Annotated in this window: 15 protein-coding genes; 9 read left to right on the forward strand and 6 right to left on the reverse strand. The window is 60.8% G+C overall.

The features are described 5' to 3' along the window. The 4 genes from BLQ92_RS37305 to BLQ92_RS37320 all read left to right on the forward strand — a co-directional run. On the forward strand, positions 1-225 hold a 225-nt coding region (locus tag BLQ92_RS37305; RefSeq protein ID WP_090686545.1), incomplete at its 5' end, for a hypothetical protein. Positions 226-546: 321 nt separating this feature from the next. Beyond that, on the forward strand, positions 547-1,320 hold the full coding sequence (locus tag BLQ92_RS37310) for an SDR family oxidoreductase (RefSeq protein WP_090695679.1): 774 nt from the start codon (positions 547-549) through the stop codon (positions 1,318-1,320). A 74-nt stretch (positions 1,321-1,394) separates the two neighbouring features. Further along, the gene (locus BLQ92_RS37315) at positions 1,395-3,104 is read left to right on the forward strand and encodes a long-chain fatty acid--CoA ligase (RefSeq protein WP_090695772.1); all 1,710 of its coding nucleotides are present in this window, start codon (positions 1,395-1,397) and stop codon (positions 3,102-3,104) included. Between the two features lie 73 nt (positions 3,105-3,177). Further along, complete coding sequence (locus BLQ92_RS37320) at positions 3,178-3,948, forward strand: class II aldolase/adducin family protein (RefSeq protein WP_090695681.1); 771 nt, start codon at positions 3,178-3,180, stop codon at positions 3,946-3,948. 4 nt (positions 3,949-3,952) lie between these two features. Here the strand turns inward: BLQ92_RS37320 and BLQ92_RS37325 are convergent, their stop codons facing one another. Beyond that, positions 3,953-4,471, reverse strand: a complete 519-nt coding sequence (locus BLQ92_RS37325; RefSeq protein WP_090695684.1) for a GNAT family N-acetyltransferase — start codon at positions 4,469-4,471, stop codon at positions 3,953-3,955. A gap of 9 nt (positions 4,472-4,480) precedes the next feature. Next, the gene (locus tag BLQ92_RS37330; protein WP_090695685.1) at positions 4,481-5,293 is read right to left on the reverse strand and encodes an alpha/beta fold hydrolase; all 813 of its coding nucleotides are present in this window, start codon (positions 5,291-5,293) and stop codon (positions 4,481-4,483) included. A 139-nt stretch (positions 5,294-5,432) separates the two neighbouring features. Here BLQ92_RS37330 and BLQ92_RS37335 point away from each other — a divergent pair, with 139 nt between their 5' ends. Both BLQ92_RS37335 and BLQ92_RS37340 read left to right on the forward strand, forming a co-directional pair. Then, positions 5,433-6,341, forward strand: a complete 909-nt coding sequence (locus tag BLQ92_RS37335) for a LysR family transcriptional regulator (protein WP_090695687.1) — start codon at positions 5,433-5,435, stop codon at positions 6,339-6,341. 74 nt (positions 6,342-6,415) lie between these two features. After that, the gene (locus BLQ92_RS37340; protein WP_090695689.1) at positions 6,416-6,892 is read left to right on the forward strand and encodes an OsmC family protein; all 477 of its coding nucleotides are present in this window, start codon (positions 6,416-6,418) and stop codon (positions 6,890-6,892) included. A 64-nt stretch (positions 6,893-6,956) separates the two neighbouring features. Here BLQ92_RS37340 and BLQ92_RS37345 read toward each other — a convergent pair whose 3' ends face one another. Beyond that, positions 6,957-8,423 carry a serine hydrolase gene (locus BLQ92_RS37345; protein ID WP_090695691.1) on the reverse strand — a complete coding sequence of 489 codons (1,467 nt, stop codon included), beginning with the start codon at positions 8,421-8,423 and terminating at the stop codon, positions 6,957-6,959. Positions 8,424-8,506: 83 nt separating this feature from the next. Then, positions 8,507-9,364 (reverse strand): PhzF family phenazine biosynthesis protein, encoded by an 858-nt coding sequence (locus BLQ92_RS37350; RefSeq protein ID WP_090695693.1) that lies wholly within the window; start codon positions 9,362-9,364, stop codon positions 8,507-8,509. Positions 9,365-9,754: 390 nt separating this feature from the next. Between BLQ92_RS37350 and BLQ92_RS37355 the strand changes: the two genes are divergently transcribed. The 3 genes from BLQ92_RS37355 (at position 9,755) to BLQ92_RS37365 (ending at position 13,388) form a co-directional block, all read left to right on the forward strand. Next, the gene (locus tag BLQ92_RS37355; protein WP_090695695.1) at positions 9,755-10,438 is read left to right on the forward strand and encodes a DUF4336 domain-containing protein; all 684 of its coding nucleotides are present in this window, start codon (positions 9,755-9,757) and stop codon (positions 10,436-10,438) included. A 101-nt stretch (positions 10,439-10,539) separates the two neighbouring features. Further along, a complete protein-coding gene (locus BLQ92_RS37360) occupies positions 10,540-11,670 on the forward strand; it encodes an ATP-binding protein (RefSeq protein WP_090695698.1) in 1,131 nt (376 codons plus the stop codon). Between the two features lie 149 nt (positions 11,671-11,819). Beyond that, positions 11,820-13,388, forward strand: coding sequence for a methyltransferase regulatory domain-containing protein (locus BLQ92_RS37365; protein WP_090695700.1), 1,569 nt, complete (start codon positions 11,820-11,822; stop codon positions 13,386-13,388). A gap of 12 nt (positions 13,389-13,400) precedes the next feature. On the opposite strand, the gene accD is transcribed toward BLQ92_RS37365, so the two are convergent. Both accD and BLQ92_RS37375 read right to left on the reverse strand, forming a co-directional pair. Continuing rightward, positions 13,401-14,267 carry an acetyl-CoA carboxylase, carboxyltransferase subunit beta gene (gene accD / locus BLQ92_RS37370; protein ID WP_090695702.1) on the reverse strand — a complete coding sequence of 289 codons (867 nt, stop codon included), beginning with the start codon at positions 14,265-14,267 and terminating at the stop codon, positions 13,401-13,403. A gap of 22 nt (positions 14,268-14,289) precedes the next feature. Continuing rightward, positions 14,290-15,093 carry a lipid II flippase Amj family protein gene (locus BLQ92_RS37375; protein WP_090695704.1) on the reverse strand — a complete coding sequence of 268 codons (804 nt, stop codon included), beginning with the start codon at positions 15,091-15,093 and terminating at the stop codon, positions 14,290-14,292. Positions 15,094-15,168: the final 75 nt, after the last annotated feature.

The following is a 15,168-nucleotide window of genomic DNA, read 5'->3' on the forward strand; positions in this document are numbered from 1 at the left end:
ATGAAGCCCCTTCATCAGCCTTCAGGTATCACCCACGGGCTCGAGTTCCTGATCGCCGAGAACTGGTCTGCTGATCAGGCGCTCGCTGTCGTCGAACTTATCGACGATCTCCGCGAGCGCATCGTCGGGCACTATCAGATTGCGCTCAACGAACTGCTGCGCGAACAGCGCTCGCCTCCTGGAAACCCTCACCCTCCTCGTGACAACGAGGCCGCCCCATTCTGACTAACGACCGGCACGCTCGACCATGGGCGCCAACGACTGACCACGGTTGTTGACGCTTTTACTCAACCTTGCGCCGCCGTTTAGTGTCGGATTTGCACCGCCGCTAACAAGCCTGCACGATGCGGTTTTGCGTAATCGGCAGCGCGCCGTGGGACAGAATCGCTTCGACAGTCGGGTAAGTCCCGATGACAGGCTATCCAAGGCGGCTTATCGCGAAATGGCACGATCATGCTTTTATTTACACCGCCAGTCCTCGCACGTATGATGGGCCGAACAATCATTCCAATCTGCCTCGCAGACCCCTCATCAAGGAGACGCCGGATGCATGTGAAAGATCTGTTTCAACTGGAAGGCAAGGTGGCGCTGATTACCGGCGGCTCACGCGGGCTCGGTTTGCAGATGGCCGCGGCGCTGGGAGAAATGGGCTGTCGCGTCGCGATTACCGCGCGCAAGGCCGACGAGCTGGGGGAAGCGAAAGCGCATCTGGAAGGGCAAGGCATCGAAGTCAAAACGGTGGTCAACGATCTCGCCAGATTCGAGAGGATTCCAGATCTTGTCAGCGAGGTGATGGAGACCTACGGCCACATCGATATTCTCGTCAACAACGCCGGCGCGACATGGGGCGCCCCGGCGGAGGACTATCCCGACGAGGCTTGGCACAAGGTCATGAACCTGAATATCAACGCGCCGTTTTTTCTGGCGCGCGAAGTGGGCAAGCGCAGCATGATCCCGCGCCGTGCAGGCAAGATCATCAATATCGCCTCCATCGCTGGCCTGAAGGGCGCGCCAGCGGGGATGAATACGATTGCCTACAACACGTCGAAGGCCGCTGCAATCAACTTCACGCGGGCGCTGGCATCGGAATGGGGGCGCCACAATATCAACGTGAATGCGATTTGCCCGGGGTTCTTTCCCTCGAAGATGTCGGCGGGCCTGCTCGCTACGATGGAACAATCGATCATCGCTCAGTCGCCGCTGCGCCGGCTCGGCGGCGAGGAGGATCTGAAGGGGGCGGTTGTGTTTCTTGCCAGTGAGGCTTCGCGCCATATTACCGGGCAGCATCTCGCGGTGGACGGCGGCTCGAGCATCGTGTGACGGCGCGCATAAGCACACAAAAAAACGCTAACTCCGATCGATAGCTTTGCATGGGACTGGAGACACTCATGTCCATGAACACTCTTCATTACGCACACTGGCCGGCTGGCGTGCCGCACCATCTGAGCTTGCCGCAGACCAACCTGTTCTATAACGCCGAGGTCTCGGCCACCCGCTTTCCGGATAAGCCGTTCATCATCTTCTACGACACGCCGGTGAGCTTCGCGCAGTTCAAGGAGGAGGCCGAGCGGATTGCGGGTTTTCTGCAGCAGGAGTGCGCCGTCAAGGCGGGCGACCGGGTGCTGCTGTACATGCAGAACAGTCCGCAGTGGGTGCTGGCCTACTACGGCATCCTGCGGGCCAACGCGGTGGTGGTGCCGGTCAATCCGATGAACCTGACCGACGAGGTGCGCCACTATGTGCAGGACAGCGGCGCGACCACCGCCATCGTGCCGCAATGCCTGTATGCGCAGATCGAGCCTTTGCTGGGCGACGGTCCCGAGCAGGGGCTCAAGCAGGCGATTGTCGCAACCTATAGCGATTACCTGAAACAACCGCCTTCGATCACGCCGCCAGAATTCATCAGCGCGCCGAGAAAAACGATCGACCATCCAGGCGTGACTCCATGGAGCACGGTGCTCGAACGGCGCCTGGCGCCAGGACCACTGACTGCGGGGCCGGACGACCTATGTGTTATGCCGTATACCTCGGGCACGACCGGTAAGCCGAAGGGATGCATGCACACGCATCGCAGCGTGATGAGCACGCTGGTGGGCTGCAGCGTCTGGTTCTCGGGATCGCAGGACAGCACGCACCTGTCGGTCCTGCCGATGTTTCATGTCACCGGCATGCAGGGCGGAATGAACGCGCCGTTGTATGTGGGCGCAACCATCGTCGTCTTGCCGCGCTGGGATCGCGACGCCGCGGCGCAGTGCATGCAGCGTTATCGCGTGACGTCGTGGCAGTCCATCTCGACCATGATGGTCGATTTTCTGTCGAACCCCAAGCTTGCCGAATACGATCTTTCCTGCCTCAGCGGTACGCGCGGAGGCGGCGCGGCGATGCCCGAGGCGATCGCCCGCAAGCTCAAGGCATTGACCGGCCTTGATTATGTGGAAGGCTACGGCATGTCCGAGACGATCGCGGCCACGCATATCAACCCGCCGCAGCGCCCGAAGCCGCAATGCCTCGGCATTCCGGTATTCGATCTCGATGCGCGCGTGATCGATCCGGCTACGCTGCAGGAAGTCGCGCAGGGCGAAACCGGCGAAATCGTCGTGAACGGTCCGCAGATCATGCAGGGCTATTGGCGCAATCCGAAGGGGACGGCTGAAGCGTTTATCGAGCTCGACGGCAAGCGCTTTTTGCGTACCGGCGATCTGGGGCATATTGATGAAGACGGTTATTTCTTCATGACCGACCGTCTTAAACGAATGATCAACGCGTCGGGTTACAAGGTGTGGCCGGCGGAGGTCGAGGCGCTGATGTACCAGCACCCGGGCATTCACGAGGTATGTGTGATCGGCGTACAGGACGAGCGTCGCGGCGAGACCGTGAAGGCGCTGGTGGTGCCTGCCGCGGGGCAGGCCGGTACGCTGACCGAAAGTGAGATCATCGCCTGGGCGCATGAGCACATGGCGCCGTACAAGGCGCCGCGGCTCGTCGAGTTCGTGACGTCGCTGCCGAAGTCCGGCAGCGGCAAGATTTTGTGGCGCAAACTGCAGGAAGAAGATGCCGCGCGAGTGGCCGCCGCTGCGGCTACGGCTGGCGGGAATCAGGCGTGACGTCGGTCGACATGGCACTAGCTCGACCGTTCGCCTGCATCGTTGAGGTAAGGCTGCTTATCCGAGGACACGTATGATCAATACCGCGCTCGACATTCCTGATGTCCGCCACCTGGTTTCGCCGGAAGAATGGCAGGTGCGCCTCGATCTGGCCGCGGCGTACCGGTTGGTCGCCCTGTTCGGTTGGGACGACCTGGTGTTCACGCACATTTCTGCGCGCGTGCCGGGGCACGACGATCAGTTTCTGATCAACCCCTACGGCTTCTTCTTCGAGGAAATCACTGCCTCGAGTCTCGTCAAGGTGGATCACCACGGCCAGCCCGTGATGCCGACGCCGTTCGACGTCAATCCTGCGGGATTCGTGATTCATAGCGCCGTGCATGAAGCGCGACGTGAAGTGACTTGCGTGCTGCATACGCATACGCCTCATGGCGTGGCGGTGGCGGCGCAGCAAGAAGGGTTGTTGCCGCTCTCGCAGCAAGCGAGCTTTGTGCTGACCAGTCTCGCTTATCACGCGTATGAAGGCGTGGCGTTGCGCGAAGCCGAGAAGGCGCGGCTCGTGGCGGATCTCGGCAGTGCCAACTACATGATGCTGCGCAACCATGGCTTGTTGACCTGCGGACGTTCGATACCCGAAGCGTTTCAGGCGATGTACCTGTTCGAAGCGGCTTGCCGGATTCAGATCTTCGCGCAGGGCGGCGGCAAGCTGACCGAAGTGCCGCAGTCGATTATCGACACCATGGGCGAGCAGGCCCGCGAGGTCAGCAAAGGGCAGGGCGCGAATCTGGTGTGGCCGGGGCTGTTGCGCCGGCTCGCGCGGCGCAATCCCGGGTACGATCTGTAGGGAATTAGTCCGTAGCCAGCATCACCATGTTCTCGTGCCGGGTGCCGCCAAGTTCAAAGTAGGTTATGCCGTCCTGCGTCATGCCTTGCGAGCGATAGAACGAGATCGCCTTGTCGTTTTGCGAGTTCACCGTGAGCCAGACCGAGCGGTTGCCTGTGTGCGACCGCGCGATGTCTCTGGCTCGGGCGAGCAAGGCCGAGCCTATCCCTTGGCCGGAAAACGAGGCCTGAACATAAAGTGTTTCAATCTCGGTGGTGATGTCGGCATGGTGCGAGCCGAAGCGGATCACGACATAGCCGGCGAGATTGCCGCCGTCTGCTGACTCAGCGATCAGTAAGGCGGCGTGAGGATCCTCGGCAAGAGCAAGGATTCGCTCAGGTGTGAAGGTCGCCAGCACATATTGCGCAATCACATCCGAGACGCCCGCCGCTGCATAGGTATGCACCCAGACATGCGCGCCGAGCACCGCGATACGCGGCGCGTCCTCTGGCCTGGCTGCTCGAATCGAGTACGGGGTAGTCATGGCGTTCGTTTAGGGGAATCTGCTGGTGAGCGCCATTCTATCGGTCGTCTCGGAGGTGACAAAGTCCTGGATCAGTCGGGCGACGTCGAGCGGCGACTCGAGCGGAGACAAATGGCCGGTCTGCGGCACCACATGCATGCGTGCGTGCGGAATGTAGGGAAGCAGTTTCGTCTGCAGTGTTTCGACGCTATCGACGCGGTCCTGTTCACCGGCAATGACAATGGCGGGGGCATCGATTGCCGCGACCTCGCGGGTGATGTCTTCGAAGCTCGTACGCAGCGGCCATGCAGCCTTGGCCTGCGGCGCGCCGCGCAGACTATCTTCGATTACCTGCTGACGATGTGCCGGGCTAAGCGGCCTGGCGGTGAGCATCTGATCCACCGCCATCTCGACCGAGGCGCGCGATGCGTAGGCAAGCTCCATCTCAGCGCGGATCTCGGCGGGCAGTTCGAGCGGAACCGGTGGGGACGGTGCAACCATCACCAGCCCGGCGAGACCTTGCGGACGCCGTGACGCCAGCAACTGGGCGATCTTGCCGCCCATGGAGTGCCCGACGAGGACGAACCGGTCGAGCTTCAGCGCGTCGATCACGCCTTGAGCATCGTCGGCGAAGTCGGCGAGTGCATAGCCGTCAGCCGGAGCATCCGAGTCGCCCCAGCCGCGATGATCCAGTGCTACTGTCCGGTACGCGTTCGGTAGTGCGGCGATGACGTCGCGCCATGTCCGCGACGAGCCGCCCCAGTAGTGCAGAAAAACGATGGCGGGCGTACCGCTGCCCTGATCGTTGACGTGAATGTGAATGCCGTTTGCCAGGATCTTCATTGCAATGCTCCGTCGCTACCCAAGGTGGTTGGATCCCGTGTCTTCCGGACCCTGAAGCGATGGTAGATTGGATCATTGGGCGCGATAATCCCGTATCCAGTATCATCACTCAATCATAAAATTCCCGAATGGGTGCGCAATGGATCGTTTTGCGAGCATTGCCGTATTTGTAGCCGCGGTCGACGAAGGCAGTCTGGTGGCGGCCGGCAGGCGTTCCGGCTTGTCGGCTTCGATGGCGGGCAAGTATCTCAGCGCGCTGGAGGCCGATCTGAATGTGCGCTTGTTGCAGCGGAGCACACGCAGCCTGAGCCTCACAGACGCCGGCCGCGCCTACTACCTCCGCTGCAAGCGGATTCTTGAAGAGATGGACGACGCCAACCGCGAGGCGAGCGACGCGCATAGCACCGCGCGTGGAACCTTGCGCGTCGCGGCGCCGGTCACGTTCGGCGCGATGCATCTGGGCGACGTAGTGGCGCGCTACCTCGAGAACCATCCCCATGTGAACGTCGAGGTGTCGTTGGACGATCGCTACGTCGATCTGCAGAACGACGGCATCGATGTCGCGATCCGCATTGGCCGTTTGCCGGATTCGCAGCTGGTGGCCCGGCGTCTCGCGCCGTGCCGGATGACACTGTGTGCCTCGCCAGCATTCCTTGCGCGTGAGGGCGTGCCGAGCAAGCCGGAGGATTTGCGGCGCGCGCCGCGACTCGCCTTCAACGAGGCCGTCTCGATCTCAGGGTGGAAGCTGACGGACAAAGCGGGCCGCGAGCACGTGATCGATGGACCCTATCGCATGCAGGCCAACAACATGCAGATGTTGCTTTCGGCTACGCTCGCCGGTGTCGGAGTGGCCTATGGTCCCACCTTTGTTTTTGGACCGCATATCCGCGCTAAAGAACTGGTTGAACTGTTGCCTGGCTATCGAGCGCCTGAATTGACGGTGCATGCGGTTTATCCGACCGCGCGTTATGTGCCATCGAAAGTGCGGCGTTTCATTGACTACCTCGCTGAAGCTTTCGGCGATAAACCGTCGTGGGACGAGTATTAGCGGAGCGCGGCCTGGACTTTTGCCGCGTGCTTATGGGCGTACGACATAGTGTGTTTAACCTCAAGGAGATTGGTATGGCGCATGGCGAGCACAAGTACAAGGTCTCAGTGCAGTGGACGGGTAACCGCGGTAGCGGCACGTCGGGTTATCGCGACTACGGCCGCGACCACACGATTAGCGCCGGTAGCAAGCCGGACATTCCGGGCTCGTCGGACCCCGCCTTTCTAGGCGACGCTGCACGCTGGAATCCTGAAGACCTGCTGGTCGCCTCCGCATCCGCGTGTCACAAGCTTTGGTACCTGCATCTGTGCTCGGATGCGGGCATCGCGGTGCTGGATTACCGCGACCATGCGGAAGGCACGATGGTCGACGGCGCACAACACGGCCAGTTTACGCAGATCGTGCTGCACCCACATGTGACGATCCGCGCAGGGGATGACCGTGAGTTGGCGGAGCGTCTGCACCATGTGGCACACGAGAAGTGCTATATCGCGAACTCGGTCAATTTCCCGATTGTGTGCGAGCCGAGTATCGAGCTTGCTGCAGCCTGAGGGTTTGTGAAACTGATGTGAGCGTGCGGGCCTGATTCGTGGATGGTCCGCAAGTCCCATCGCATCAAGCGGGTAGGCCGTTATCGCTTCTGCGCTGAAAGCAGATATCGTCAACCGCCGGCTCCAGCGGTGCGGTGGCACGGTCGATCACACCTTCCGCATTGCGCTTAAATGTGAACTGGAGCGTGGGGAAGAAGCGTCCCAGTCGCTCTTCCCCATCTTGCTTGAGATCGAACGTCTCGCCATCGCGGCATAGCAGCGTGCCGGCCAAGCCACCCCAGCACCAGCGCAAGCCCTCGCTTTCTGCGGATACCACAAGCTCGCCATACGCCGGGTGCGCGTATTTGCCGGCGTAGTGCGCAAGGGGCAGATTGGGTTCGCTGCGCTGAGCGTCGAATGCTTCGCGCTTGCGCCGCTCGGTCTCTTCCGCTTCGAGTGCCTTGACGCGCTCGGCGCGAAACCTGTCCGGCCAGTCCAGAGGCTCTCGCGAACGCAACTGGTCGAAGATCGTATAGCTAAGCAACTGGCGCACGTTGCTGGGATCGCAGTTGGTCAGGATCGCCACGCCGATTCCATGGTCGGGCAACATGCTCATCATCGTGCCCCAGCCGAGCGTGGAACCGGTATGCGAGACCGTCCGATCGCCGCGATATTGCCCGCAACCGAGCCCCAGGCCGTAATGGCATGCGCCGATCTCGCTGAACCCGGAGTCTCCCTCAAACACGTGCGATGCCATCATCTGCTCGACCACGTCTTGGGAGAGCAATTGCACGCCATTTACGCGCCCCTTGGAAAGCAGGAAGCCTAACCACTTTGCCATGTCAACGATAGAGGCATTGATCCCACCGGCCGGCGTTGTCTGTATGGGCCATTGCTTACCCCGGTAGGCGTGGCCGGCTTCGATTGGATGGGGGTGGGCGTGGTCGTTGGAGGCCTCCAGCTCGCTCAATGAAAAGCCGAAATTCGTAAAACCCAATGGGCTCAGCAACCGGTCTGTGGTAAAGGCTTCCCAGCTCTGTCCGCTGACCCGCTCCGCGACGGCACCCGCGACAAGATAGCCGAGATTGTTGTATTGCCACACCTCCCGCAGCGCCTTGTTTGGTTGCAGATAGCGCATGGCCTCCAGCATGTCCGCCCGCGAGCGCGCGCCCGGCAGCGACCAGATCCTGTCGTGACGCGGCAGGCCGCTTTGATGGGTCAGCACGTCGTGTACGGTGAGTTGTTCCGAAGCGAGCGGATCTTGAAGCTCGAAGTCCGGCAATACATCGCGAATGCGGGTGTGCCAGTCCAGCTTCTGCTCATCCACCAGCAGCCCCAGTCCGGCAGCAGTGAACGATTTGGTCAGAGAGCAAATCATGAACTGCGTGTCGAGCGTAACGGGCAAGCCACTTCCCATGTCGCGCGTGCCGTATGCCTTCAGCTTGATGATGTCGTTGTTTTGCATCACGGCGAGCGCAAGTCCGGGCACATCCCAGTGCGCCATGGCTTCTTCGACAAGACCGTCCAGCTTGCTCAAATCGGGCACGCTCATTTGATCTGTTCCTCCGTGATGGGTGTTTGGAGAATTATGCGATTCGCATAGATGGAGTCATCGCTGGGGTCGGGCGTATGCCTTTACAACGTGACGACGCCACGTCCGAGCTCGATCACACGACCGCCAACCCGGATTTCTCCACTGGTACCGACCGAAAGGCGCATTAACGAAGGGCGGCCGACCGCTTCACCTTGCTCGACCAGAAAACTGGCTGGCAACGCGTGCCGGTTGGCAAGTAGCCACCCGCCCAGGTTCGCGCAGGCCGACCCGGTACCCGCGTCTTCGAGGACAGCACCTTGCTGGACGAAGAAGTAGCGGGACAGCACCTTGTGTGGATTGTCCGGGTCGAATGCAAACACGTAGGCTGTCTTGCGGCCGAGAATGCTTTGCGGCCAGCTATCCAGGCGTGTACTGTCGGGGCGCGCCCGGCGCACAGCGTCGATGCTGTTGAGGGCGACAAGCAGGTGATGCGCGCCGGTGTCGATCCATACGGGTGAGGTGAGCAGATCGTCTTCACGCAGGCCGAGCAGGGCCGCTGTCTCGGCATCGGACAATTCACAGGCGGCAGTCTTCGGTTGCCCCGCGTGCGGTGCGGCGAAGGTCCACACGTCGCCGTCCGCGCGCACGGGCACAACTCCGGCCTTGAATTCGAGCTTAAGGTCGTCACCGGTCTTGAAGAGGTCCCGGACTACGTGCGCGCTGCCGAGCGTGGGGTGCCCGGCAAAGGGCATCTCGTAGCCGGGCGTGAAAATGCGCACCCGCGCCTGGGCACGCTCCGATGGCAAGACGAATGTCGTCTCCGAGAGGTTGAATTGCCTGGTGAGTGCCTGCATGGTGGAGTCGTCCATACCGCGTGCATCTTCGAACACGCAAAGCCCATTGCCACCGAAGGTAGATTCGGCAAACACATTGAGCAGGCGGAAAGCATAAGTAGCCATTCAATTCTCGCGTAAATGAAATGAGGTGCTCGGTAGTGCGTGAAGTTACTTGCCGGGAATCAGGATCGACAGAATCAGATCGATTTCCTTCTGCGTGACGTGCGCTCCTTCGAGGGTCGAATAGCCGACGAAGGCCCAATAAGACCATCGCCCCAAGGTTTGGGCCTCGGCTTTAGTCCGTCCTGCACCCCGCAACAACGTGGTCAGCCAGGCCAGCCGACAACCAGTCTTCCTTGCTTTTCTTATCATCCATATATCACCATACCGCAGGGTATTGAAACTTGAGCCGCTAAGTGCGACTCTCCATACCGACCGGTATTGAGCCGGTATGTTCGATGACGCAGATGCGCTTGCGCCGTCGCCTTTGACTCTGCAAGCCATCCTATAGTCATGCTGAAACCTATCACAAACGACCTGTGGCACCTGCAACATCAATTCGTGGCGAGTGGGTTGAGTGTATCGTCGCGTATGACTGTGGTGCGACTGCGAGATGCATCTTTGTGGCTGCATTCCCCCGTTCCCCTTACTGCGGAGGTTTGTGCCGAACTGGCTGCGCTTGGGACGGTACGGTATATCGTGGCGCCGAGCAAAGCGCATCATCTGTTCGCGGGGGACTGTGCGGCGCAGTTTCCCGACGCCATTCTGTTCGGTGCGCCCGGTCTGCAGAGCAAGAGGCCGGACTTGAAGCCTATGCGCGAGTTAAGCCGGACGGTCGAACCGGAATGGGCCGGCGATCTGGAGCAGATCTTCTTCGACGGCATTCCGTTCGGTAACGAAACCGTGTGGTTTCACAAGCATTCGCGCACGCTTATCGTGACGGATCTGTGCCAATGGTGGCAGGGCGAATTGCCGTTCGCCGCGAAGGCGTTTGCTGCGCTGACCGGCGTGCGTAACCGGCTGGCGGTGCCGCGGACCATTCGGATGCTGGTCAAGAATCGCGAGGCTGCGCGTGCGAGTGCGGAGCGGATTCTCGCGCTGCCCTTCGAGCGTTTGATCGTGGCTCATAACTCGATCGTTGAGGACGACGCGCATCGAACGGTTCGCAAGGCATTTGAGGTTTTCACTAAAGGTTAAGCTAGACGAAGGCTCGCCGCGTCTGCGTCCGCAGGCCGTTTACTTCAGGTATGGCGAGTTGTATCATGCTTTCTCACCGAATTTGAGAATTCTCAAAATCCATGAGAAAGCCTGAGACAATCGAGCCGGACCCGTGGCATTTTCCCCGGCCAGAGCTGGCAGAGACCTATCTGAAGGCTTTCCATCTGAAGCTTTCGTCGGCCCGCGGTCTGTTCGCGCGCCGCCGCATGGGCAAGACCGAATTCCTGCGCCGCGACCTTCTGCCGGCGGCCCTTTCCGCAGGCTATCTCATAGCCTACACGAACCTCTGGGACAACCGTTCCGCGCCCGACGTCGCCTTGGTGGCGGCCTTGACCGATGCGCTGGAGCCGCAGGGCGTGAAGTCGGTGCTCGCGAGGCTTGGCCAGCCAATGAAGAAACTCAGGGCCAGCGCGAAGATTCCCGGCGGCGTGGAGGGCGCGCTGGAGGCCGAACTGGCTCAGCCAGGCGTCGACAAAACGGAAGCTTTGCGCGAGGTTCTCAAGCAGCTCGACCGCCAGAAGAAGCCGCTCCTGCTGGTTATCGACGAAGCGCAGGTGCTCGCCCGTGCGCAGCACAGCGACTTTGCGCATGCGCTGCGCGCCGCGCTCGATATTCGCAAGGAAAGCATCAAGGTTATTTTCGCCGGCAGTTCCGAAACCACGCTGCGCGAGATGTTCGCGCGCGCGTCGGAGCCGTTCTATAACTGGGCTCCGCTCGAGGCTTTCCCGCTGCTTGGCGACGAGTTCGTGGCCTTCACCATCAAACTGATGAACAGCATGGCCAAGCACAGGCTCACGCTGGCACAAGGCAGGCGTGCGTTCGATGAGTTGCATTGCACGCCCGAGTTTTTCAAGCGCTTCGTCGAACGGTACATGCTTTACCAGCCGCAGGGTGAAGACGCGGCGCTGGCCCATACGAAAGCTTCCGTGTTTTCGGACGAACACTTCCTCAAGCAGTGGACCGAAATGAACCCAGCCGACCAGGCCGTGATCACGATGCTGTCCCGCGGTCAATCCGACCTGCACGCCAAGGAAGGCATGGCCAGGTTGTCTGCGATCCTCGGCAAGCCCGCGACGCGAAACACGGCTGGCCATGCGCTGCGACGACTGCAGTCGGAGAACATGGTGACGCGCCTCGCGCTTGGCGACTACCGTATCGAGGATGAAGCTTTCGCTGAGTGGATTCGCCGGCGTACTGCGGCCAGGCACTGACACTAGCCTCGGCACGCGCTAAGGGCCGTGCCTGCGTCACCTTTGCATTCCACTCCACCGGCCGGTATCGTGTTGAACTTCGTCGGCCCGTTTGGCCGGCAACCTGCGGAGCCGATACCGGCAGCCGCGCAACGAACGAGAGTCAAGACGTGGGCGAGTGGGACACCGGTTATGTTGATGAAATTGCATACACGTTCGGCTATTGCGACGAGCTGAATCCACTACGGCTGACGCTTCCCTTGCTGCATGCCGGATTGGCCCCGCCGATCGTGGATGCAGCGTGCGAACTGGGCTTCGGCCATGGCGTGAGCGTCAATATTCATGCAGCGGGGTCGACCACGCAATGGTATGGCACGGATTTCCATGCGCCTCATGCGAACTTCGCGCAGCAACTCGCGGACAGCGCCGGGTCGCAGGCGCAATTGTTTGGTGAACGCTTTTCGGAGTTTTGTGCGCGGGACGATTTGCCGGATTTCGATTTCATCGGTATGCACGGCATCTGGAGCTGGGTCTCCGACGAAAACCGCGCACTGCTTGCCGATTTCATCCAGCGCAAGCTCAAAACCGGCGGTGTGCTTTATCTGAGTTACAACACCCAGCCCGGCTGGACGGCGATGCTCCCCGTGCGCGAATTGATGCACCAGCATTTCCAGCTCGCAACGCTCAACGAATCGCAAAGCGGCGTGCTGGGCGAAGAGCGCATGCAGGCGCGCATCAAATCGGCGGTCGGTTTTGCGCAGGCCGTATTTGCGGCGCAACCCGGCTATGCGGTGGTCAATCCCTTGCTGGCCGAACGCGTGGAAGCGTTGTCAGGCGAGAGCGCAACATACCTCGCGCATGAGTACTTCAATCGTGACTGGCATCCCATGTCCTACTTGCAGGCGGCGTCATCGCTGATAGCTGCTGGTTTGACGTATGGGGGCTCAGCGGACTATCGCGATCACGTCGACGCGCTCAACCTCACTGCGGCACAGCGCACCTTGCTGGCAGAAATTGCGGACACAGGTTTGCGTGAGACGACGCGCGATTTCTGCGTGAACCGCTCGTTGCGGCGCGATTACTGGGTCAAGAACCCTCGCACGCTCGGTGACGGCGAACGTGAAGCGGCACTGCGCGCGCATCGTGTGATTCTCGCCTTGCCGAGAGCGGCTGTTGTGCTCAAGGTGCGCGGTGCGCTCGGCGAAACGGCGTTGCCGGAGGCGCTGTACGGCCCGATTCTCGATGCGCTGTCCAACCATCTGCCCGCCGCTCTGTCGGAGATCGAGAATCGCGTTCGCGCGCACGGCATCGACCTCGCACAGATTGTCGAGGCTGTGATGCTGTTGATTGGCATGGGCGCGTTGCTAAACGCCCAGGAGGATGCGCAAGTTGCCGCAGCTCAACCATCGGCAGCGAAGCTGAATGCGGCGATCTGCGAAGGGGCGCGCCATCGTGACGAGGTGCAATTTCTGGTGAGCCCGGTTTCGGGTTCGGGGATATTTATGCCGCGCATCGCTCAACTATTTCTGCTAGCGAGATTGCAGAACCTGCAGCAACCGGCGCAATGGGCTGAATTCGCGGCAAGCGCGCTGGGTTCGGGTGCGGAGGCGGCGTCAGCAACAACCACAACAGCAGCGGCCAGCTCAGCGGCAGAGCCGTCGCTTGCCGAACTGACCGCAAAAGCCCACCGCTTTGCTGAGGTTCACCTGCCGATACTGCAGGCGCTGCGCATTGCGTGAGAAGGACGCAGCTTAGTTATCCGCTGGCTGCAGCATCAGGAGTGCGATCAAGCGCGCGATTTCGGTGCGCATCTCGCGGCGATCGACGATCATATCGATAGCCCCCCGCTCCAGCAAAAACTCAGGACGTTGATAGCCCTCGGGCAACGTCTCGCGCACGGTCTGCTCGATGACCCGTTCGCCCGTGAAAGCGATCAGCGCCTTTGGTTCGGCTAGCACGACGTCACCGAGAAAGGCGAAGCTTGCCGAGACTCCGCCGGTGGTCGGATCGGTGAGCACGGAGATGAAGGGGAGTCGCGCGTCCGCCAGCCGGGTCAGGATAGCCGTCGTTTTGGCCATCTGCATCAGGGAGTACACGCTTTCCTGCATACGCGCACCGCCCGACGCCGAGATGCAGATAAACGGCGCGCGCTGCTCCAGTGCTTCTCGGACCCCGCGCACGAAACGCTCGCCGACGGCCGAACCCATTGAGCCCGCCATGAAGGAAAAATCGAAGCATGCGGCGACCACGGGGATCGAGTGCATTGAACCGCTCATCACGACAAGGGCATCCGTTTCGCCCGTGTTTTCCAGCGCCTCGCTCAAGCGGTCTGGATAAGGGCGCTTGTCTTTGAACTTCAACGGGTCGACGGGCAGAATCTCGCGGCCAATCTCGCGGCGACCTTCAGCGTCGAGCAAATGGTCGAGGCGTTCGCGGGCGCCGATGGGCATGTGGTGGCTGCATTTCGGGCACACATGAAGATTGGCTTCAAAGTCGTTGCGATACAGCACGGTTTCGCAAGCGGGGCACTTCAGCCATAAACCTTCCGGCATGACCTTGCGGCGTTGCGGATCGGTTTGTTTGATCTGCGGTGGCAATACCTTATCGAGCCAATTCATACCTTCTCCAGCGGAAATGAGCCTAGATCGCCTCTGCCACCCTGACGATCAACAGCGCTGCAGGGATCAGCATGAGCTGCGCGAGGACCGTGCCTGCCACGCGAGCGCCGATCAGCGTTGTGATCGCGCGGCGGAATCGGTTCTCTGTAACACGTCCTTCAATGACGTCGTCGGTCATGACCGAAATTTGCGGATCGATGATAACCGTCAGCACGATGGTCGCAACCCCGTTGATGACCGACGACAGATTCGAACAGGTCACGCGCAACTCGGGTTTCAGAAATCCTGCATAGAGCGAGGCGAATACGCCCACCGTCCATAGTGCCATCGCCAGTACATTCAATACGATCACCTTCCCTGAGACACCTGAACCGCTCGACAGTTGCGTGACATTGGTGCGGGAGGGAAGGCGTGCGCCATGGCGAATATAAGCGATCCCGCCGCGGCTGAACACGTGTAGCGCGAGCTGCGGGAGCGAGCGATGGGCCTGGAAGTGAACTACGGCGCGGCTGAAGTAACGCTGAAAGGTGGGATTGAGGAGCGCGCCGACGATGGTGGCAAGCGTCGCCGCGAGCAGGAGCAGGCGAAAATCGCCAAGCATGCCTTGCTCGATGTGGCGGGCAAGATCCTCTTCGACGCGCTTCGCCAGAAATGGACCCTGAAACGAATTCGCGGTGCGGGAGACGAGGGCGATGATGCCGAAGAGTGCGAACGAGACGGCAATGCGCCGGGTTCGTACGCCAGCAATGCGAACTGCATAGGCTAGCGTTGCGATGACATGAATGACAAAAGTTAGCGCGCAGATAATCAGTAGCTGGGTGTCCATGATCAGGGCGGTAGTCGTCGCCCTGCCAGTCTACCTGAGGCCCGGATGCCATCCGTGACGACGTCCGCAGTCTAT

The sequence above is a fragment of the Paraburkholderia phenazinium genome, from assembly GCF_900100735.1.
Taxonomy (GTDB): Bacteria; Pseudomonadota; Gammaproteobacteria; order Burkholderiales; family Burkholderiaceae; genus Paraburkholderia; species Paraburkholderia phenazinia.